Source organism: Spirochaeta cellobiosiphila DSM 17781, from assembly GCF_000426705.1.
GTDB lineage: Bacteria > Spirochaetota > Spirochaetia > DSM-17781 > DSM-17781 > Spirochaeta_E > Spirochaeta_E cellobiosiphila.
The window spans coordinates 103,881-123,725 of the sequence record NZ_KE384556.1; the positions used below are offsets into that span (position 1 = coordinate 103,881).

Annotated in this window: 16 protein-coding genes; 6 read left to right on the top strand and 10 right to left on the bottom strand. The window is 36.6% G+C overall.

Annotation, left to right across the window (positions count from 1 at the left end; translation table 11 throughout):
- Positions 1-564 precede the first annotated feature (564 nt).
- The 3 genes from K345_RS0113145 (at position 565) to K345_RS0113155 (ending at position 4,034) form a co-directional block, all read left to right on the top strand.
- Positions 565-2,271: a carboxylesterase family protein gene (locus tag K345_RS0113145; RefSeq protein WP_083963768.1), complete on the top strand. Its 1,707-nt coding sequence runs from the start codon at positions 565-567 to the stop codon at positions 2,269-2,271.
- Between the two features lie 92 nt (positions 2,272-2,363).
- Positions 2,364-3,611 carry a glycoside hydrolase family 140 protein gene (locus K345_RS21055; RefSeq protein WP_245584633.1) on the top strand — a complete coding sequence of 416 codons (1,248 nt, stop codon included), beginning with the start codon at positions 2,364-2,366 and terminating at the stop codon, positions 3,609-3,611.
- 54 nt (positions 3,612-3,665) lie between these two features.
- Positions 3,666-4,034, top strand: coding sequence for a hypothetical protein (locus tag K345_RS0113155; protein WP_211227892.1), 369 nt, complete (start codon positions 3,666-3,668; stop codon positions 4,032-4,034).
- 51 nt (positions 4,035-4,085) lie between these two features.
- Here K345_RS0113155 and K345_RS0113160 read toward each other — a convergent pair whose 3' ends face one another.
- The gene (locus K345_RS0113160; protein WP_028974556.1) at positions 4,086-5,024 is read right to left on the bottom strand and encodes a hypothetical protein; all 939 of its coding nucleotides are present in this window, start codon (positions 5,022-5,024) and stop codon (positions 4,086-4,088) included.
- 107 nt (positions 5,025-5,131) lie between these two features.
- Between K345_RS0113160 and K345_RS0113165 the strand changes: the two genes are divergently transcribed.
- Positions 5,132-6,181, top strand: coding sequence for a DUF7955 domain-containing protein (locus tag K345_RS0113165; RefSeq protein WP_028974557.1), 1,050 nt, complete (start codon positions 5,132-5,134; stop codon positions 6,179-6,181).
- A gap of 148 nt (positions 6,182-6,329) precedes the next feature.
- Here K345_RS0113165 and K345_RS0113170 read toward each other — a convergent pair whose 3' ends face one another.
- Both K345_RS0113170 and K345_RS0113175 read right to left on the bottom strand, forming a co-directional pair.
- Positions 6,330-7,184 (bottom strand): thiamine pyrophosphate-dependent enzyme, encoded by an 855-nt coding sequence (locus K345_RS0113170; protein ID WP_028974558.1) that lies wholly within the window; start codon positions 7,182-7,184, stop codon positions 6,330-6,332.
- Entirely contained in the window at positions 7,177-8,883 is a 1,707-nt protein-coding gene (locus K345_RS0113175) for a 2-oxoacid:acceptor oxidoreductase subunit alpha (protein WP_028974559.1), read from the bottom strand. Before K345_RS0113175 ends, K345_RS0113170 begins: the two co-directional genes overlap by 8 nt.
- Before the next feature lie 296 nt (positions 8,884-9,179).
- On the opposite strand from K345_RS0113175, the gene K345_RS0113180 reads away from it, so the two are divergent.
- Positions 9,180-9,590, top strand: a complete 411-nt coding sequence (locus K345_RS0113180; protein ID WP_028974560.1) for a VOC family protein — start codon at positions 9,180-9,182, stop codon at positions 9,588-9,590.
- 8 nt (positions 9,591-9,598) lie between these two features.
- On the opposite strand, the gene K345_RS0113185 is transcribed toward K345_RS0113180, so the two are convergent.
- Genes K345_RS0113185 through K345_RS0113195 form a run of 3 tightly spaced genes read right to left on the bottom strand, consistent with a single transcriptional unit; the run spans position 9,599 to position 14,101 of the window.
- Positions 9,599-11,053, bottom strand: a complete 1,455-nt coding sequence (locus K345_RS0113185; protein ID WP_028974561.1) for a hypothetical protein — start codon at positions 11,051-11,053, stop codon at positions 9,599-9,601.
- On the bottom strand, positions 11,050-12,552 hold the full coding sequence (locus K345_RS0113190) for a hypothetical protein (RefSeq protein ID WP_028974562.1): 1,503 nt from the start codon (positions 12,550-12,552) through the stop codon (positions 11,050-11,052). Before K345_RS0113190 ends, K345_RS0113185 begins: the two co-directional genes overlap by 4 nt.
- Positions 12,542-14,101 (bottom strand): hypothetical protein, encoded by a 1,560-nt coding sequence (locus tag K345_RS0113195; RefSeq protein WP_028974563.1) that lies wholly within the window; start codon positions 14,099-14,101, stop codon positions 12,542-12,544. Before K345_RS0113195 ends, K345_RS0113190 begins: the two co-directional genes overlap by 11 nt.
- 89 nt (positions 14,102-14,190) lie before the next feature.
- On the opposite strand from K345_RS0113195, the gene K345_RS0113200 reads away from it, so the two are divergent.
- Positions 14,191-14,643, top strand: a complete 453-nt coding sequence (locus K345_RS0113200) for a hypothetical protein (RefSeq protein WP_028974564.1) — start codon at positions 14,191-14,193, stop codon at positions 14,641-14,643.
- 36 nt (positions 14,644-14,679) lie between these two features.
- Here K345_RS0113200 and K345_RS0113205 read toward each other — a convergent pair whose 3' ends face one another.
- The 4 genes from K345_RS0113205 to K345_RS0113220 form a co-directional block, all read right to left on the bottom strand.
- Positions 14,680-16,185 carry an IMP dehydrogenase gene (locus K345_RS0113205; protein ID WP_028974565.1) on the bottom strand — a complete coding sequence of 502 codons (1,506 nt, stop codon included), beginning with the start codon at positions 16,183-16,185 and terminating at the stop codon, positions 14,680-14,682.
- Positions 16,186-16,346: 161 nt separating this feature from the next.
- Positions 16,347-17,690: an alpha-amylase family glycosyl hydrolase gene (locus tag K345_RS0113210; RefSeq protein WP_028974566.1), complete on the bottom strand. Its 1,344-nt coding sequence runs from the start codon at positions 17,688-17,690 to the stop codon at positions 16,347-16,349.
- Positions 17,691-17,740: 50 nt separating this feature from the next.
- A complete protein-coding gene (locus tag K345_RS0113215; protein ID WP_028974567.1) occupies positions 17,741-18,307 on the bottom strand; it encodes a TetR/AcrR family transcriptional regulator in 567 nt (188 codons plus the stop codon).
- 146 nt (positions 18,308-18,453) lie between these two features.
- A complete protein-coding gene (locus tag K345_RS0113220) occupies positions 18,454-19,737 on the bottom strand; it encodes an RICIN domain-containing protein (RefSeq protein WP_028974568.1) in 1,284 nt (427 codons plus the stop codon).
- Positions 19,738-19,845: the final 108 nt, after the last annotated feature.

A 19,845-nucleotide genomic window follows, 5' to 3' on the forward strand; every position in this document is an offset into this window, starting at 1 on the left:
GCAAATGAGTCAAATCATTGTAAGCAAATGAGTCAAATCATTGTAAGCAAATGGGTCAAACCATTGTAAGCAAATGAGGCCAAGCGTCCTAACCAAATGAGGATTTGACCTAGGTAAGTGTTGAATAAGACTATTTACCTTCCTCTAGCAAAACTCTTATAGCATCAATATCGTATCACGCAATGGATCTCCTTAGGTGGTGGAATAATGAAAGGTTAAATCTTTTATGTCTTTGGATAAGAGAAGAAAGTGATGATCAAATAAAAGTACAGGTAAATCAACCTACCCAAACTTAGACAAAGAACCTGTTATCTTCAAAAACCTATTTTATATATGGCCTGCTCAGTGTGAGATAGAAGGTAACGGTTTTAATAGTCGGCTAGATCAAGCTGATGCTTATGATATAAAAGGGATCGATGAAGACTTCCAAGAATAAAACTGTCAAAACTATGGTCACTGATGCAACAAGCCACTAATAGTTGTACCAAATCAACCAATAGTTTATGGGCTTAAGCCAAAAACCATTTTATCATGGTTTTTATTAACATAAGCTAGGAGCAGCAGATGAAAAATAAACTTATACTCTCAATGTTATTTTTCCTAACTATGGTATTCTTGGTTGCCTGTCAAACAATACCCACAGCGAAAAAGAATTCCTATCAACAAGGGGTTATACAGAACACAATATACGGGAAAGTCAAAGGAACCGTCTCAGAGGATGGACAGACGCTAATCTACAAAGGGATTCCCTACGGAAAAGCTTCAAGATGGAAAGCACCTCAATCTCCTGATAAATGGGAAGGAATTCTAGAGGTAACAGAAGAAGCACCAGTAGGAATACAGTATTTATGGGGTCAAATTATAGGACAAGAGGATGCCTTGAATCTTGATATTTATAGGCCAAACAATGATGAACAGAATCTCCCTGTCTTTTTCTATATACACGGAGGCAATAATCAAACAGGAACAAGCGGTGAGTTCAATGGACAGTATTTTGCCACCAAGAGTCATTCCATTGTTGTCTCCATTAACTACCGTTTGGGTTTATTAGGTTTCAATAATCTACCAGCCCTACAGACTGGTGACCCTGGGGAAGATTCAGGAAACTATGCCATATTAGATATGATCAGGTCCCTTGACTGGGTGCACAACAATATTGAGTTTTTTGGTGGAAATCCTGACAATATTACCCTATCTGGGTTTTCAGCTGGTGGACGTGACGTGATGGCCTTATTAATCAGTCCTTTGGCAAAGGGTAAATTCCAAAAAGCCATATCTATAAGCGGGGGTATGACCATAGCTGATGCGACGAAAAGCAGTAAAGTCATTGCAAAAGCCCTAGCTCCTTTGGTGCTTGAAGATGGAGTCAAAAAAAGCACAGAAGAAGCTTCTTCCTGGCTATTATCAAAGTCCCCTGAGGTATCAGAATATTTGTATAGTCTATCGGCAGATCGTCTCGCGCCACTCATGAGTAATGCCAGTATCAGAATGTCAGTGTTCCCTCATTTATATAATGATGGGTATGTAATCCCGAAAGAAGGATTTAATACTGAGGAATACAATTCTGTTCCTCTCATAATGTTAACTGGAGTGACTGAGTTTTCCCTATTTGCCAGATTTGATCCTTATTTTAATCAGAAAATAACAACAGAAGATATCATCAACAGGACAGAAAGTGGCTTGGAATACCTATTTGTCAATAACTATGGAGGAAAACTCTATAAGCTATTCAATGCACAAACATCAGCAGAGAAAATGTTTGATAATTATCAGGCACCTATCTATACAACCACTATAGAGTATGGAACAGATGCCAATCTAGTTGGTCAGGAAATGGCAAAAGTCTTTGGATCTTTTCACGGTATTTGGATACCCTTTCTAGCTCAAGAAGCTTCAGGATTCTCCGGTATGTATTCTGATGCGTTTGACAATCCTGGAGCCAAAGATCTCAGTCAAAAACTTACAAATTATGTATCTAATTTTATGAAAAACGGAAATCCGAATAACTCAACCCTTGTCCAATGGAACAAATGGGAAGACATTGATGAGGGATATTCTTTATTACTTAACGCTGATTCAACAGAGTCTATTATAAAGATGGAGGCTCAGAAAGATTCCATTACCAAGATTATTAAAGAGATGGAAGAGGACCAGTCCGTTTCATCAGAAAACAAACAAAGACTTATTCATAATGTACTAAATGGTAGATGGTTTAGTTATGACTTGGATCAATACTTTGGCTCCAATAGTATTTGGATTGGAGTTCAATGATTTAATGATTGCGTTCTCACGGTACCAGAATATAATGTTCCTATAATAAGGAGCCTAATATTTTACCACTACGCAAAACAAAAGGACATTTTATAACAGAGGATGACTCTCCTTTCTTTTGGCTAGGAGATACTGCTTGGGAACTAATACATAGAGGCAGCAAACAAGAAATCATATTGTATCTCAATGATCGTAAAGAGAAAGGATACAATGTGATTCAAACTGTTGTATTGGCAGAACAGGATGGTATTAATGTTCCGAACCATTATGGAGAGTATCCTCTAAAAAATAATGATCCTACCCTACTCAATGAAAAATACTTTGAATTAGTTGATTTTGTATTGAAAGAAGCTGAAGCCAGAGATATGTATGTGGCCCTACTACCAACATGGGGAGACAAAGTAATCCTCTTGGAATGGGGACGAGGGCCACTGCTGTTTACAACTCATAACGCTTATCAGTATGGAATGACGATAGGCAATAGATACAAGGATCAGGATAATATCATCTGGATAATGGGAGGAGACAGAATCCCTTCAAACAAGACCGAATATACGATATTTGATTCTATGGCAAAAGGAATCAAAGCTGTAGATAAAGTACATATGATGACTTTTCATCCTTTAGGAACTCATATAGCGAGTGATCATTTTAATGAAAGCTGGTTGGATTTTGATATGTTTCAAAGTGGTCATGATAGGGATATTAAGGAATTTGACTATGTATATCGTGCCCTAAAAAATGATGAAACAAGGCCAATCATTAATGGAGAAGGCAGGTATGAAAATATACCTCATAAATTTTGGGAGTCAAAGGAAGATCAAAGTATTTGGTTAGATGAACATGATGCCAGAGTCTCTGGTTGGTGGTCAATCATGGCTGGCTGCGCTGGTTATACCTATGGATGCAATGATGTATGGCAAATGTATGATAAAGAGAAAGAACCTGTCATTAAAGCAAAAACACATTGGAAGAAAGCATTACAATTACCAGGAGCCACTCAAATGAAGCATCTGAGGAGCTTCTTCGAGTCCTTACCCTGGAATGAATTAATATTAAACCAATCTCTTATACTAAGTGACAATCCACCGGGACCTGATTACATCCTATGTCGTCAATTACAAGACTTTTCCACAATTGTAATTTATATACCGACAGGATCACCTCTTTTATTGGACACAACTTCTATAAAAGAAGAAAAGGAATATGCATGGTATAATCCACGTCAAGGAACCTATTCTCCATGGATTAAAATCGTCTTTCCTTCAGAAGAGTTTTTATTTGAACCGGATTGTTCAGGTCGGGAATGTGATACTGTGCTGGTCATCAAAAACGCATAACCTTAGATCAAGATGTCTTGTCATCTAAAACAAAAGGAGCTTCCTTGAATACGATTGCCCCATTCGATGGCCGAAAAGGTAAAAAGCTACCAGCAAAAAATATCTCAGAACTTAGATTTTTTGCATTCTATATTGGTAATGAAACTCTTCTTTCTGGAACTAAATGGGGAATCAAATATGATGTCAGAAGCATTGGGCCAGTTATTTCAGATATACCTCACAAAGGACAATGCGGATAGTACGAGTAATCGTATAGGTAAATATATTCAAGCTCTTAATGAGAATAGAGCTCCTTCCTACCTATCCACGGAAAAGCAAATGAAAGGGTACGAAGAAGTACTTGTTCGTTTTACAAAGGAGCTTGGATTACGGCAATTAAATACCCCCCCCTTAAACTCCTTTAAGGAAGATTATGTTTATTAAAAGAATGGGAGACTGAACTAAAATGATCCCATTAGCCACAGTACATATGACTCAGACATCACTTATAACATGAAACTCTATTGCGGTATCCTCAAAACTCATATTAAAAGGCAGTATAGCGACCTTACCCTGTCCCATATAAGCCATCGAATCCAATTCATAATCTATATAATCAAGAGGAACTTCCTGAATAACATCGAAGGTCTCCAAATCAATATAAGCAATACCCTTGTGAGTTACGCCAATAATCTGATTTCGAAGTTTATCTATATCGATAAGCCTTTCTAAAAAAGGGATCTCTTTTTGCTGTACAATCTTTAATGTGTAGGAGTCTAAAGCACACAAAATATGTAAACTCTTAATCCTATAGCATTGTGAAGGTGTTGATGAGTTATCATTACTACGCCGCCCGAGCAAGACATATATGATGCTATCCTTTACGAAAGGATCTTTTGCAGTAGGAAGTTCATCAGATTCGATTTTTTTTAAGCTACTATCATAAAGCCCCACATTACCAGACCAAAAGGAATAGAACCTATAACGAGTATCCATTTTCTTACAAAGGTCCACCCGTGGAAAATAAATTGACCTATCGATTTCTTTACTTACTATATTAAACAGCTTAATTGACTGGGAAAAGATAGAGGTTATACCCAGATAATTATCAGTAATCCGTTGAAGCATATAGTTATTTTTTCCAATCTTCTTTTTGATATTAGCTTCCATCTTATTTGTTGTTTTATTGAAGATAGCTAGCCCATAACTGTGCAAAAGATAAAGACGGCTCTCATTTTGAATAGCTGATAACAGAACACCTTTTAATCCACTGATTAATGTAGCATTTTCATTTATTACATTGTAACGACACAGCCTAATCGTATTAGGTTCTAGCATTATTGAAAAATAAAGATCTTCCTCTTCTTTATCATAATAGAGGGAGCTTCCTACAGCACTAACACTTTTTTTTACTTTCACTTTATAGCTTATCATGGGAATAGTGTACTATTGACCGGAAAGTCAAAGCAAGTTATTTGAGGAGAAAAACTACTTGCTTTCATCCTACATTAGACATTAGTATTCGCATGGAGTAAAAATATATGAAGAAATTAATTATTGTTACAATCTTATGCCTTATAAGTTCTTTAGCTTATAGTGAGCCTAGTAATTCAGAAAATGTATTTGAAAGTGATATATTTAAACCTGTCAAAGATGATTATGTCCTCTACTACGATACCAGAGGTGATCAACCTAGATTGGTAGGATTTAAATATCTCGACGAGACTCATTACCTTATTAGATATTATAAATACGAAACCGAAGAAAACTATCTTATCAATGTTACCGTTAAGATCACAGAGAAAAAGGTTTCCATTACTAACTTTATTTTTATTGAAGGGGATACTTCTATAAACTTAACTGGGGAAGCAACCGAATTATTTTCCAATCTACTAAACAATTCAGATCGTTTAGACAAATCCCCCTACCCCCAAGATTTAACTTTGACACAAACTCGTACTGCCCAAGATGTAGAATACAAACAAGAGCTTCGTTATAAGTACTGGGTCCCTGTTTTTCAATTGCATGAAATTACTCAGACATTACCAAAAGAAGCAAAAGTGGTACTTATAGGTATGAGTAGTCCAAGTAAATCAGGATATGATGACTTTGAAACCTTTACGACACTACCACCTACCGCCTCAGTACCAAAAACAGTAATTGAGGAAGCGGAAGAGATTGAGGTTGACTTTGGAAGTATTAAAGTTATTCTTGATAAAAACTGGAAACAGCAAGGGGATTATTTCCTTTTACCTATTAATACAGAACATGATGCAGCACTTACTGTCCAGTCCTATGGAAAACCAAATGATTTAGATCATATTAGTCTGCAGGTAGCCTATCTCAAACTAATGTTTGCTCAATCACAGTACATACATCCACAGTCAATTAGCTTACAAGAATATAACGATAGGACAGTTCTGCAGTATAAAATATATGATAGTAACACAGGTAGATATACACTGGTATTCCATATGTTCTTCCTTCAAAATAATACATTATTAGAGCTAAATTTATTTAGTTTTGAAGATTTGTTCATCAATAATTATGATTATTTTAACAATTTACTTAAGAGTATTAGTTTGTCATGACTTAATTCAAAGTTACCCTATTCAATTAGCCAAAGAAGGGTTTTCAATGCCATTGTCCATGGGTGCGAGGATTGCCAAACAAATGAAATTAGTCTTCCGGACTTATAAAAGAGGATGGCTCACACCATCCTCTCTATTATCTATTAAACTACCTATAATCATCAAATATCTTATTTAAAGTTTCTGTACTTCTCTTTTGTTGATACAAAGCAGGATGAATCTCATCTCTTGTGGCTAAATGCTCTGCAAAGGTGGAACCTTCTTCCTGATAAAATAATCCTAAAAGCCAAGGTTCCGTTCTCATGGCCAACTCCAGAGCCTTCATTTTATCACTAGGATCATGACTAACAGGAATGGCTTCACTATTGTTTTTATACCAAGCAAAGGTATTTTGTTTATTAAAGGAAACACAGTTCTGAAAGATATCAATGATAGCTAGGCCTTTATGCTCTATCCCTCTTTTGATCAATTCTGTTGTGCCTTTCTTGTCACTAATAGATCCACGAGCCACAAAGGTAGCACCCATGGTGATCGCCATGGCCACCGGATTAATAGGTTCAAGGAAGACTCCTTGAGTTTGAACAGAAGTTACCATTCCCTTTTGTGTAGTGGGAGCCGCTTGTCCTTTGGTCAAACCATAGATCATGTTGTCATGGACCAAGAGAGTCATATCAGGATTACGTCTTATGGCATGAAGGAAGTGATTCCCCCCCTCACCATAAATGTCACCATCACCACTTTGTACAATGATTTTCATTTCAGGGTTTGCCGTATGGATACCCAAAGCAGCAGGTAATGCCCGACCATGAAGACCATTAAAATAATTCACATCGTAGTATTGAGGGGCCTTAGCCGCTTGGCCTACACCGGATACCATAATGACCTTATCCTTACTTAAGTTCAGATCTGAATAGGCATCCATTACCATATCTCTAATTCCAAAGTTACCACATCCGGGGCACCAAGCTGTTTCTCCGTCTCTATTCCAATAGTTTTTATCCATCTAATTCCTCCTTCATGCTTTTAACTAATTCTTCTGTGGTGAACATCAGACCGTTGTACTTCTGAATTCTGTGAGAGCTATCTGCACCGGTTTCTAATCGAACCAAGTTAGCAAAGCTTCCCTCTTGGTTGTTCTCAACGAAGACAAGCTTACTAAAGGATTGAAGTTGTTCTCCCAAGTTTGAAGGAAGTGGATAGACTTGAGAGAAATGCATAACCGCAGCAGAATCATCATCCAACTCTTCCCAAGCTTCTTTTACAGGTCCTACTGTAGAACCCCAACAGAGGAACAGGGTATTCGCCTCTTTCGATCCATAGAGATCAGGAGACAGGGCATCTTTCTTAAGGGCTTCAATCTTTTTAGCCCTTTTATGCTTCATCTCCATACTGATACCATCTAAGTCTTCCGTGATTCGACCGGTCTCATCATGTTCGTCAGAGTCTGCTGTTACCCTTCCTGGGCCATATCCCGGAACACTTCTCGGGGAGATTCCTGACTCTGTTAATTTGTATCTTTTGTAGTCTTCATCTGCTTCGACAATGATATTATCTGCATAAGGAAGTTCATCAGTTTTGAATCGTGGCACATTACCATACGCATCAACTAAGTATTGATCTGTGAGGATAATAACAGGACTTTGAAATTTATCGGCTGTATGGAAAGCTTTGGCACTTAACTCGTAGGCTTGCTCTAATGTACCAGGAGCATAAATTGCTTTAGGGAAATACCCATGCCCGGCATGAAGAGCGAGATTTAAATCACCCTGTTCTGTTCTAGTGGGTAGTCCTGTTCCTGGACCAGGACGTTGGGCTATGTGAACTACCACCGGAACTTCTGTGATTCCTGACAGACTGATGCCTTCTGTCATAAGAGCAAATCCTCCTCCTGAGGTGCTTACAAAGGCACGTCCCCCTGCATACCAATTACCTATGGCCATGTTGATGGCGGCGATTTCATCTTCTGCTTGTTCAACGGCAATCTTGGCTTTCTCCGCTAATCCCGCTAAGGTGGTAAAGGCTCCTGTACCGGGTGTCATGGGATAGGAGAAGGCACTATTCACACCCCCAGCTATAGCACCCAAGGCAACAGCCTGGGATCCATTGATCATGATATGACCTGATAGATCTGAAGGAGCAAGGTCTATTTTGAAGGGCATCTTACCTTCCTGACGAATAGCTTCTCCGGCTTTATATCCCTCGGTGGCAGCTTTTAGGTTACCATCAGCAATCTTCTCACTGCGCTTGGCAAATCGTTCTGTTATGTAATTATTCAATAGTTTTTGGTCTATCCCCATAAGGGCGGATACGACACCTGCGGCTACTGTATTAGTATAAAGGCGATTGCCCACTTTTTGGGCGATCTCATCGAATGGTACAGATATAATATGGGGCAACTCGAGGGCTTCCCCGTTACCGATTACCATACTATCTGGACTTAATGTATCCTCTACATGCTCATAAGCAGCACGACTTAAGGGGATACAAATATCGATGCGGTCTACTGGCGCATCAACCGGACTTTCAGAAACACGTATTTGGATGGAGTTAGTACCTCCTCGAACACGTGACATGTACTCTTTTGTCGCAAAAATATGAAAACCGGCTTGCTTGAAGATCTTAGTAAGAATATTCTCAATGGATTGGATCCCTTGGCCGGCTTCACCTGCGATTACAATGGATAATTGATTCCTTATTTTCATATTCACTCCTAATTCTTCGATGAATTCAAAATAAGAAACTTATGAGATACGTCAAATTCAGTTAGTAATTATTACTAAGTAAATAATATTATTCTCAGGGGTAGTATCTTTCGTTAATACGGATTACTAAAATAGAATATCTCTATAAAGAACAGTGATTTATATCAAAATATATCTTTTGCCTATGTGAGCATAATAAATAGGATTCTCAATTCCTAAATAAAAAATCTCAATCTATTCATTTAGTGAGATTATAGACATAATTGTCCTAAAAGGAATAACATGAGAGTAGAAATATGAAACAAGACATTGTCCACATAGCCCTCGTTGTTAGGGATTACGATGAAGCTATTGAGTTTTACACTCAAAAACTCCACTTTACGCTTTTGGAAGATACTTACCAACCTGAGCAAGACAAGCGTTGGGTTATTATATCTCCCCCAGGATCAACAGGAACAACCATTTTGCTAGCCCGGGCTTCCAAACCAGAGCAAGAGGATTACATTGGAGCCCAATCTGGGGGAAGAGTCTTTCTCTTTCTCAATACGGATGATTTCTGGAGAGATTATGAAGAAATGCTTACAAGGGGTATAGAATTTGTTCGCCCACCTAAGGAAGCCGATTATGGTTTGGTGGCAGTTTTTAAAGATTTATATGGTAATCTATGGGACTTACTGCAATTAAAGAAGGATCATCCCATTAGTTAACGCTTCTCTTAATATTTGATATCTTCCACAAAGAATAAGTTTTTATGGCGCCCGTCGATCTTTCCTCTATCAATATTGTAGAAAGCATCTTTATCAAGAACGATTACCTTAGGATTATCTTTACGATGGGCATAGTAATGAGTCAGCATTACATCCTCTAAATATTGAGGTCTTCCTTTATAGTATCTACCTAGGCGAATCCATGAGTTTATGTCACCACTGAATCCATTAACGGCCATAATAGATAGATTATCGTAGCGAGAGTCCCCTGCTATAGGAATATAAAGATAATAGTTAGGAGACTTAAAGTTATTAGTCCTACTTATTCTATTTATAGGGTAAGTGCTTTCCCAATGAATACTGCCCTTACTATCCATATTCACAGCAATATATTTGTAGGAAGATTGATCATTTATATTTTCCACGCCTATTATATAGAAAGGAGTTTGTATTATGGGCCATCCTGTCAATTCAGGAGAACTCAACCAATAGTCGGATTTATCATTATTGAATATTCTATAACCAGTAGGTAGATCTGAAAACCAATTCCAGTGATTATCTTTCAAATTATAAGAGATAATAATTTGCACACCATCATGTAAGGCGTAGTAAATAAGATTATCTTTATAATTGGCTATGACCGCTGACATAGATATATCCGTATCAGGAATAGATAAGTCACTAATATCAATGAGACTTTCCTTATGACTATTATTCAAATCAATCCTGGATAACCATATCTCGTTATTCTGAAGAAAGTCGGGATAGTAATAGTAGTCATCCTTAAGAAATCCCCTTCCAGAATGAGGAATAAGGAGAGAAGTCCCCTCAACTTTGGATATCACTCTAAGATAATTATGGGGATACGATTTTTCATGGGATATGATCCATTTATCATTTTGATAAGGAGCGCTACCCCCCTTTAGAGGGACATACCATAATATTTGAAAGCTATCAAAATCTATGGCAGCGAGGCTCGGCTCCCCTTCCGCATTAATAGTTCTACAATAGATATTCTGCCCATCGTGGAGACACATCCAGTAATATATCTCATCTTCATTTGTTGGGGAATCTAAGGATACTTGGCCCAAAAGCTGTCCCGTATTGATATCAAACTTATATAATTCTTGTTTTTCTTGCTGTAGTAGGATGCTTATTTGACCATTTTTTACCATAACATCACGACGGATGTTTTTTTCATACATCCATTGAGAAGAAGACATGAGACTTAAGGAGTCTACTTTGAACTTCCATATAATGCCTTTATCTATATCATTATAGGCTAGGAAGTTTTGTGAATCTCTTTGTTGCCAAGACTGCTCTATCAAGACAAGGGAATGTTTGTCATCAACAGGAATAACATTACTATAATAATAGCTAGCATAAAAATACTGACTATAGATAACCCCAATGATAGCAAGAATAAGGATAAAGGGGATAGAATAAAGGAAGTATTTTCTCACTCCGCTGTACCATTGTTAACCGTAAACGCCTTTAGAGGCAGGCCAGCTTCTGCAATTAAGGATTGTATAATATCCTCATCGAGAGCTTTCCAATTCATTAACTCCGTATGACTTTGTATAACCCGATGATAGGGGGAGACTCCGATGTCATCCATGTCAAAAGTATCTGCCACATAACGAACATATTCTGTTAGGAATCCTTCTGATCCACGTAGCACATAATTATATTCATCATCTTCTTGATTTGTTTGTTCTAAGAAATAGTAATTCCTATCCAGATCTTTTAAGACACCGACCACATAGGGAGATTCGTCTCCTCCTCTTTGAAACCAGAGAATTGAACCTTTATCCAAATCTGTGAGCATCACATCAGAATAATAGGGATAACCAACAGTTATAAGGAAAGGCTGGATAGGATTATGGCTTTGATATTGGGGCGCATGCTTCGGATAGGCCTTAAGAAAATCCCTAGGAATATTATAGGGTCCAAGGATAGTATCCTTACCATAAAAGGAGTGGTAGTCCAGTTTATATCCTGTAGGTAGGGCTAAAGACCATTGAACTTGGCCCTTTAGATTAAAAGCTTTTAAAGATTCCTGACCTTGAGAGTTTCTAAAGGGAATGATTAGTTTATCTTTGTACATAAGACAGGGAACTAAGAGGGAATCACCATAAGGAATACGAGTCATAGAAATATGAGTGGTTCCTGGGTTATAGCGTATTATCTGTTCCTTTGAAGTTGATGTGACAGTAAAGAGGACCTCTTTTTTCCCTGGTTCACTGGCCCTACATATATTTAAAGTGCCTCCCTCTAATTCTAACCAAATCATTTTATCCTCATAGATAAAAACAGGAGAATTACACCTTTGAGTCCAGTAAGCACCATCTGATTTATCATAAACATAAAAGCGCTGTAACTTACTATTGTGTAAAATGAAATAGTCCTCAGTATCTAAAGGAAGAGCTGCTTCATAAGGCCCTATACTATCCCATAACTTATTCCCAGACTCCATATCTATACAGGTTACTGGGAAGAGGTCTCTTTCAAAGGGATGCTGATTGTGGATGTATAGATGCTTCCCATCATAATTAGAATAATAATATTCCTGTCCAATACCGACAGGTAAATCCATTGACCAAAGGAGAGATCCATCACTTTTTTTTATACTTATTTGTTGTCGTGCTAGGTCACCTTCCTTATCCATTAGGAATGTTACAGGAAAAGTGATTATCTGATCTGTTACAATATAGGCCGTGAGAGGAAGAGATACAGCTTCTAAATCCGCCTTTAAATCCATGAAATCAGTGCTCCAGACTTTTTGAGAATTACGATATAAGCTTATTCTCAGAAATCTATCATTCGAATCATAATCATAGGGTTCACTCCACTCAACGTACTCATCATCTCCTGTGGTCACTCGATAGAAGGCATCAGAAGCATAAACAGGAAAGAGATTAATAAGAAGTATGGCAAAGCACATCATTATCTTAGAGGCCATACACAGCTCCTTGTTTATCACGTACATCTTCACTGAAATATTTGCGTTTATTTTTTCCATAGATCCTTCCCGTCTTACTATCATAAAAGGCGGTTGGTCCTAAAGGAATAAGGGAAGCAGATTCTCTGCGTAAAGGATAATCCTCTGCTATTTTAAAATAGTAGAGATAGTTCTTCTGTCCTTTTTCCTTATAACCAAAACGGGACCAAGTTAAGATTTCTCCTGTGAGACCATTAATGGTAAGAACGGAGGGAGAATAATCATATTTATTGTTAGGAATATCTAGATAAAGATAATAATAAGGATATTGAAAATGATTCCACTTTTCCAATTCATCTTCGAGATTATAACGATATGTTAAAACAGGATTGCTGGTCCACTCTATTTGTCCTTTATCCATATTCACCATAGTATGTATGGTATTGGTATATTGGCTTTCCGGAGCATCAGGACCGTATTCCGTAAGGATAAAAATCATATGAGGAACCTGAATATAGGGAGTAAAAGCGTATTCTGGAGCACTACGATGATGGCGTGAAGAAGCTAAAGTCAATGGGTAATAAAAGGGAGGAAAGGAAATGTCCCAGTTTTCTTCACCTGAATCCAGAACCAGGGACCGAACATGGGCTTGGTCATCCTTTATATAAGGATAAACAAGGGAATCCTGATACAACCAAATAAGGGATTTAGATTCGGACCTTTCATTAGTTAAGGGGGATTTTCCAGAGTCCTTATCCCCTAAAGTGTATAGTTTGTGACTCTCACCAGTGGTAAGGTTGAGCTCAAATAATCCTACAGTTGCCTCATCTAAGGAGTAACAATAATAATAGAAATCTGATTTTAATACACCAATTTCTAATTCCGTATAGTGATGGTATTGTCCTGTAGATTTGCTAATAACGTGGATATTAGGATGCTTAGGGTCACCACCATGAAGAATTATCCATTCAGCATTTTGATAAGGAATCTGGTCACCAACCCACATTTTATCTTGAAGATCTTCTAAGGTAGCCTCCCATAGCACTTCAAAATCATCAAAACGAATAGCTTTAACACAGGGCTGTCCCTTTTCATTTACTGTACGACAATACAAGTTATTATCATCTTGAAGAAAGGCCCATGGTATTATAGACCGCTGGGGTGAGGGAAAGGCAATTTGATCTATCAACTCACCTGTTCTCAGGTTGAATTTATACAGGACCATATCATCCTGTTCCATCATGAAGCTTATTTCATTACCTTTTACCATGACATCACGTCTGTAAGACATCTCATATATAAATGTTGTACTAGGAAATTCATAACTTCTATCAATTTGGTATTTCCATAGAATCCCCTTATGAACATCTGTTAGGGTAATATACTTTTTACTCTCTCTTTTTTTCCAATTTAGGGTAGTTATTGTTATGGATTGGTTCTCGTCTAAAGGGATGTATACATAAGATTCATAGCTAGTGTAAACATAGTTATAGAACAGAAAAACTCCTATGATAACTAGAGGGGTTAAAATAAGCAGGATATATTTTAATTTAAACTTTTTATCAGCCATATCACACTCTCTGTATTGTTTTTAACCAATAGGTCAGTATACTTTTATAGGATAGCACAAGAGAGAAAGAATAACCAAGGATAAAAACCATGAGGAAAATGTTAAGATCCCTACTCTTTATTAGTCTAGGATTACTAGGAAGCTGTCACAGAGTAAATAGTGATTATACACTTAAGAACGTTAAGAAAGTAATGACAAGTTATGGTTATCAATTAACAGAAGTGATAGAAGAACCCAATGATAAAAGTTTAAAACAGAACAAATATACGTCCTATCAGAATATGTCATTTGTTAAGAATGACAAGGCTCTTCACATTATCCTTATTCATTTCAAGGACGGGTATGAATCTATTACTGAAACATCCATTTCTTATATAAATCAAGTTAGAAGTTACTATCAGGATCTAGGTTTTCTAGTCAAAGGAACCACAGGAGGTGATACGGCCATAATAATAGTGGTCGACCCTGTAGAAATAGAACTTATGGATAGTTTATATGAACAGTTCACTCTTAACTATACAGACTTTTTGTATAAGCCCTAATGAAGGCAAAAGCCTTTCATTAGGTTATGGATAAGATTAGTTCGCAGAATCCTTATTATTCTTGGGGATTACATCGTGAGAGCCCCCTTCCATAATGGAAGTAGAAGAAACAAGAGTCAATCTTGCGTTTTGTGTGAATTCTTTAAGTGTTAAGGATCCACAATTACACATGGTTGATGTTATCTTCTTTAAAGTAATCATAAGATTATCTTCGAGCTTACCAGCATAAGGGACATAAGCGTCTACCCCTTCTTCAAACACTAATCGTGAAGATACTGATTGGTCATAGCGTTGCCAATTTCTAGCACGAGAAGATCCTTCGCCCCAGTATTCTTTATAAATACGTCCATTAATATTAACAGTCTCAGTGGGACTCTCATCAAAGCGGGCAAAATATCGACCTAGCATTAAGAAATCGGCCCCCATAGCTAAGGCCATAGTCATTTGATAATCGTAGGTGATCCCTCCATCAGAACAGATAGGAATATAGATACCAGTTCGTTCACAATACGCATCACGAGCAGCTACTACGTCGATCAAAGCAGAAGCTTGTCCCCTACCGATACCCTTTTGCTCACGGGTGATACAAATGGATCCTCCTCCTACACCAACTTTAACAAAATCAGCACCAGCTTCCGCTAGGTAATAGAAACCAGTAGCATCTACAACATTCCCAGCACCAATTTTGACAGAATCCCCATATTTTTCACGAATGAATTGGATAGTATCCCCTTGGTATTCGCTAAATCCATCGGAAGAGTCAATACAAAGAATATCCGCGCCTGCTTCTACAACTGCGGGAACACGTTCTTTATAATCATGAGTGTTGATCCCTGCTCCAACACGTAAACGTTTATCATCATCAATGTTTTCAAGTTTGTTCTTATGGTGATCTTCGTAATCCTTTCGGAAGACTAAGAACACAAGACGATCGTCTTCATCAACGATGGGTAGAGAGTTTAATTTATTGTCCCAAATCATGGTATTGGCATCAGTTAAACTTATACCAACCTTACCTACAACTAATTTGGAGAAAGGAGTCATGATATCTTTTGCTTTAGTGTCCATCGAGGTTTTGTGAATGTTATAATCACGTCTAGTAACAATTCCACATAACTTACCCTTAGAAGTCCCGTCTTCTGTGATAACCACAGTGTGATGTCCCGTTCTTTGACTTAATTCAATGATGTCTGATAGAGAATTATCAGGTCCAAGATTAGAATCAGATGTAACAAAACCAGCTTTATACTGCTTTACTTTCCTAATCATTTCAGCTTGGGTTTCTACAGCTTGGGAGCTATATATAAAGGAGATTCCCCCTTCTTTTGCCAGTGCAATACCCATGCTGTCATCTGAAACAGATTGCATAACAGCTGATGTGAGGGGAATGTTTAGATATAACTCCGACTCTTCATTTTTCTTGTGTTTTACCATTGGTGTCTTCAAAGATACATTTTCCCCAACGTGTATCTTTTTCGTCAAATTAGGTAATAATAGAAATTCTGAAAAAGTTCGGGATATATCTGGTAGAATAGTTGCCATATTAAACTCCATGATTATATCAGTTGACAGATTATATTCTTGTAGCCATCTATATACAAGGGATACAATTGGATAGCATTAAACAAATTAATGAGTAATGTTGTCAATGCGATACTTCAAGTAATACTTCATTATTGAAAAGTAGACAAAAGGGATGATCATTAGTATTTGAGAATCCTTCCCCATGTTGGGTATAGTGTGACACTTACGTTATAACCATCAGAGTGAAAGCTGTCACCTGTATTTAACAGATCTATGAAGTAGTTAGAACCTTTGACAGGTAAGTTGATAGTCTTCACGTTGTCATCTATATTGATCAATACTAAAATGCGTTCTTCTTTTGTTACTCTCGTAAAAGCTAAAACTGTGGATTCAATATGAATAGACTTGTACGTACCTATTTGTAATGCGGGATGATGCTTTCTAATAGTTATTAATCTTTTTACTGTATTTAGTATATGTTCATCCCTAAATTGCTTTTCAATTTCTTCCTTTGTAGGACGTAGTGCTATATCACTGGTGTCTGTTCTTTTTCCAGGTATCCCCCACTCACTTCCGTAATATAGAGAGGGGACCCCTGGCATAGTGAATAAAATGATATAAGAGGTATGAATCCATTGTGGCTTCTTAACAAGACTGGCGATGCGATTCACATCATGATTATCCACAAAATTATACAAGGTCTTCCCCTTATAAATACCTTCTGAACCAAACTGGCGACCTAAAGAATGGGCAATTTCAAAGAGATTGCGATCATTATGGGAGGAATATATACCCTTAAAGCATTCGTAGTTAGTAACAGATTCATAATTACTTTGGTCAATATATTGCCCATAATCACCATGAATCACTTCATATAGAAAATAAAAATCCTCCCGCATTACACGGATAAAACTTTTTAAATCCTTTAAAAAAGCTCTATCAAGAGAATAGGCAACATCAAATCGAATCCCATCTATATCAAATAGTTCTATCCATTGTTTTACTGCACCAAAGATATGATTTCGCAAGTCTTGGTTGTTTAAATTGAGTTTAACAAGACTATGGTGACCTTCCCAACCTTCATAAGCAAAAGGTTCTCCATCTGGGCCTGTTTTATTAAAATCAATACCAGCGAACCAATCAACATATTGGGACTCTTTTCCATTGGATATCAAATCTTTAAAGGCCCAGAACTCTTTACCTACATGATTAAAGACACCATCCAATATGATATTTATTCCTTTAGCCTTTATATGCTGACATAATTCTCTAAATTCCTCATTAGAACCTAAACGAGGATCGATTGTATACCAGTCAATAGTGTCATAACCATGATAGGTAGAGTGAAAAACCGGACCGAGGTATAAGGCCTCAATACCAATATTCTCCAGATGACTAAGCCACGATTCAACTTTTTTCAAGGGTTTTGCCTCTAGCTCAGAATAAGCGTTCCTGTTAAGACTGCTACAAAAACCTAAAGGATAAAGGTGATAAAACGTTTTACTATTCCAATTAATTGCCATTATGCTCCTCCTTAATACCTACCGGTAGGTATACAAATAAATTAAAAAAATTAAGAATATATACCATGAAGAAATTGATGCAAAACACGATAAAGTAAATCTTCCTCAGTGTACTCAAATGATGAATGTATCAACTTAATATAAGTTTCAACCATTCCTAAGAACGTAGATCCATAAATAACAGATCTATTACCTATGTTTCCATGATCTTTTGCAATATCAGCAAATAGTTGCCTGGCGATATCTGATTCCCTATCAGAAAATGATTTTACTAATAAATATGAGTCACTTTGTTCAGGCATCGCTGACATGCTTTTGTAGAGATAATATAAATAAGGATCATTTGTTGAGAAATTTTGATAACTAAGCACAGTGGCTCTTAGGGTACCCATTACATCACCTGCATACTGTGTGATATCAGCCAGACCTTCTAAAAACGGGGTAAACTCTTCTTTTAGAATGGCTTCCATAAGACCCTTTTTACTAGAAAAATAGTAATATAGAGTAGGCTTTGAGATGCCACATTCATCAACTATCTGTTGAATACCTACATTCTCATAGCTTCGTCGACTGAATAGCTTTGTGGCAACCTGCTTTATCTTATCCCGATTATCCATACAATCAATATACCGTTCGGTATATTGATTGTCAAATACAAATAGATTTTTTGTTCTTATGCTTTGTTATTTAATGGCAACGACTAAACTAAGATTAAAAATGGTAATACATTTAAACAAGAGATACCAAAAACTAATTCTAAAACTCACTTACTAGAAATTTTAATTCCTTTTGCTGTGGTATCTAGATCAATTGCATCTTGTGCAAAATAGCTTTGGCTAACATAACCATCATAATTAACCGTCCATGCATCTATCAAATGCGAGCCATCTAATCGATCTAGGGAATAAATATCAACAAGTTGATAGATTACAAGTCTTACCTCTTCTGTAGTTCCTGTGAAATCGACTTTTTTTGTATACGTTCTGATTTGATCCTTAGAGTATGTATTTACAAGTGTAATATCTGTTGATGTGTTACTACTAAAACTTTGACCATAAGTATTCTTAGTATTATTACTTGTGTATTCTGCTTCACCTGTAACACTCCAACCGGTTGAAATAGTTTTCTGAGTAGTTATGGAAGTAGAGTTATGTACACCTTTTTCTATTTTATACTCTTGTGTAACTACGGAAGAGTAAGGATTAAATGTATAATCAAAACGTTTATACCAGGCTTGTTTTCTCTTTAACACATAGTAAGGAGTTTCTCTTAATTGTTGATTTTTTGAATATAGAGGATCATCTATAAGTACATAAGGTATTAAACCTTCTCCCACTAAGGTAGTATTTAAATAATGGTCTAGATGAACAGATATATTTGATAGTCGGACTGGTGGTTGTTCAATTTTGAATAAAGATTCAGGATGAGTTTCATCTAACTTAAATCCGTTCATCGCAGATAAAGTATATAGTTTTTCCACTCTAAATTGCTGGTTATCATTCCCTGAATAATTACCCATATATAAGTTATTTTTCTTCCTAGACGGTTTATTAAATGGATTCTTATTCCCACTGGAATTACAAAGATCAAATACTTTATTATTGCGGCATGGTGATTCAATATGATACAGATTACCAGAACCTTTAATAAGTCTAAATTCTTGATTATTATTCAAGGTAACATTGTCATAAGCATAAAGGTTGTTACTATGATGAACATCTAGGACACCAGAGTTACTTCTTGACACTATATAATTTAAATTACTACCAATAGATACTGGCATGATTAACCATTGTTGATTAGAACCTTTATGATAATCACTATTTCCATATACATTATTTTGACTACTGGACTTATCTAAGGCTCTGTTCTTCTGTTTTTCAACAATTCCATAGTAATTAAAATAATAATCAGATAATCCTCTGTTATCTGATACTCTTGAGTTTGAATAATCAGATTCTGTTGAATCTTCTTTGACTTCCAAACCCATATCACATCCTACTACAAATAGTAAAAATAAGATCAAAGATGATACTTTCATTTTCATTTACTTTCTCTCCTACTTAATAAAAATATGTTTTGGTATCTCTATGGATTTATTTTTGCTTTATCATGGATATTTTACATCACCCAAAAAGGGTGGTTTTTATTTTAT

What these genes read in the sequence shown, in the direction of transcription:
- K345_RS0113180 (WP_028974560.1), top strand. Translation starts at nt 9,180, where the DNA reads ATGAAACAAGACATTGTCCACATAGCCCTCGTTGTTAGGGATTACGAT.
- K345_RS0113165 (WP_028974557.1), top strand. Translation starts at nt 5,132, where the DNA reads ATGAAGAAATTAATTATTGTTACAATCTTATGCCTTATAAGTTCTTTA.
- K345_RS0113170 (WP_028974558.1), bottom strand. Translation starts at nt 7,184, where the DNA reads ATGGATAAAAACTATTGGAATAGAGACGGAGAAACAGCTTGGTGCCCC.
- K345_RS0113160 (WP_028974556.1), bottom strand. Translation starts at nt 5,024, where the DNA reads ATGATAAGCTATAAAGTGAAAGTAAAAAAAAGTGTTAGTGCTGTAGGA.
- K345_RS0113215 (WP_028974567.1), bottom strand. Translation starts at nt 18,307, where the DNA reads ATGGATAATCGGGATAAGATAAAGCAGGTTGCCACAAAGCTATTCAGT.
- K345_RS0113210 (WP_028974566.1), bottom strand. Translation starts at nt 17,690, where the DNA reads ATGGCAATTAATTGGAATAGTAAAACGTTTTATCACCTTTATCCTTTA.
- K345_RS0113205 (WP_028974565.1), bottom strand. Translation starts at nt 16,185, where the DNA reads ATGGCAACTATTCTACCAGATATATCCCGAACTTTTTCAGAATTTCTA.
- K345_RS0113195 (WP_028974563.1), bottom strand. Translation starts at nt 14,101, where the DNA reads ATGGCTGATAAAAAGTTTAAATTAAAATATATCCTGCTTATTTTAACC.
- K345_RS0113190 (WP_028974562.1), bottom strand. Translation starts at nt 12,552, where the DNA reads ATGGCCTCTAAGATAATGATGTGCTTTGCCATACTTCTTATTAATCTC.
- K345_RS0113145 (WP_083963768.1), top strand. Translation starts at nt 565, where the DNA reads ATGAAAAATAAACTTATACTCTCAATGTTATTTTTCCTAACTATGGTA.
- K345_RS0113220 (WP_028974568.1), bottom strand. Translation starts at nt 19,737, where the DNA reads ATGAAAATGAAAGTATCATCTTTGATCTTATTTTTACTATTTGTAGTA.
- K345_RS0113200 (WP_028974564.1), top strand. Translation starts at nt 14,191, where the DNA reads ATGAGGAAAATGTTAAGATCCCTACTCTTTATTAGTCTAGGATTACTA.
- K345_RS0113175 (WP_028974559.1), bottom strand. Translation starts at nt 8,883, where the DNA reads ATGAAAATAAGGAATCAATTATCCATTGTAATCGCAGGTGAAGCCGGC.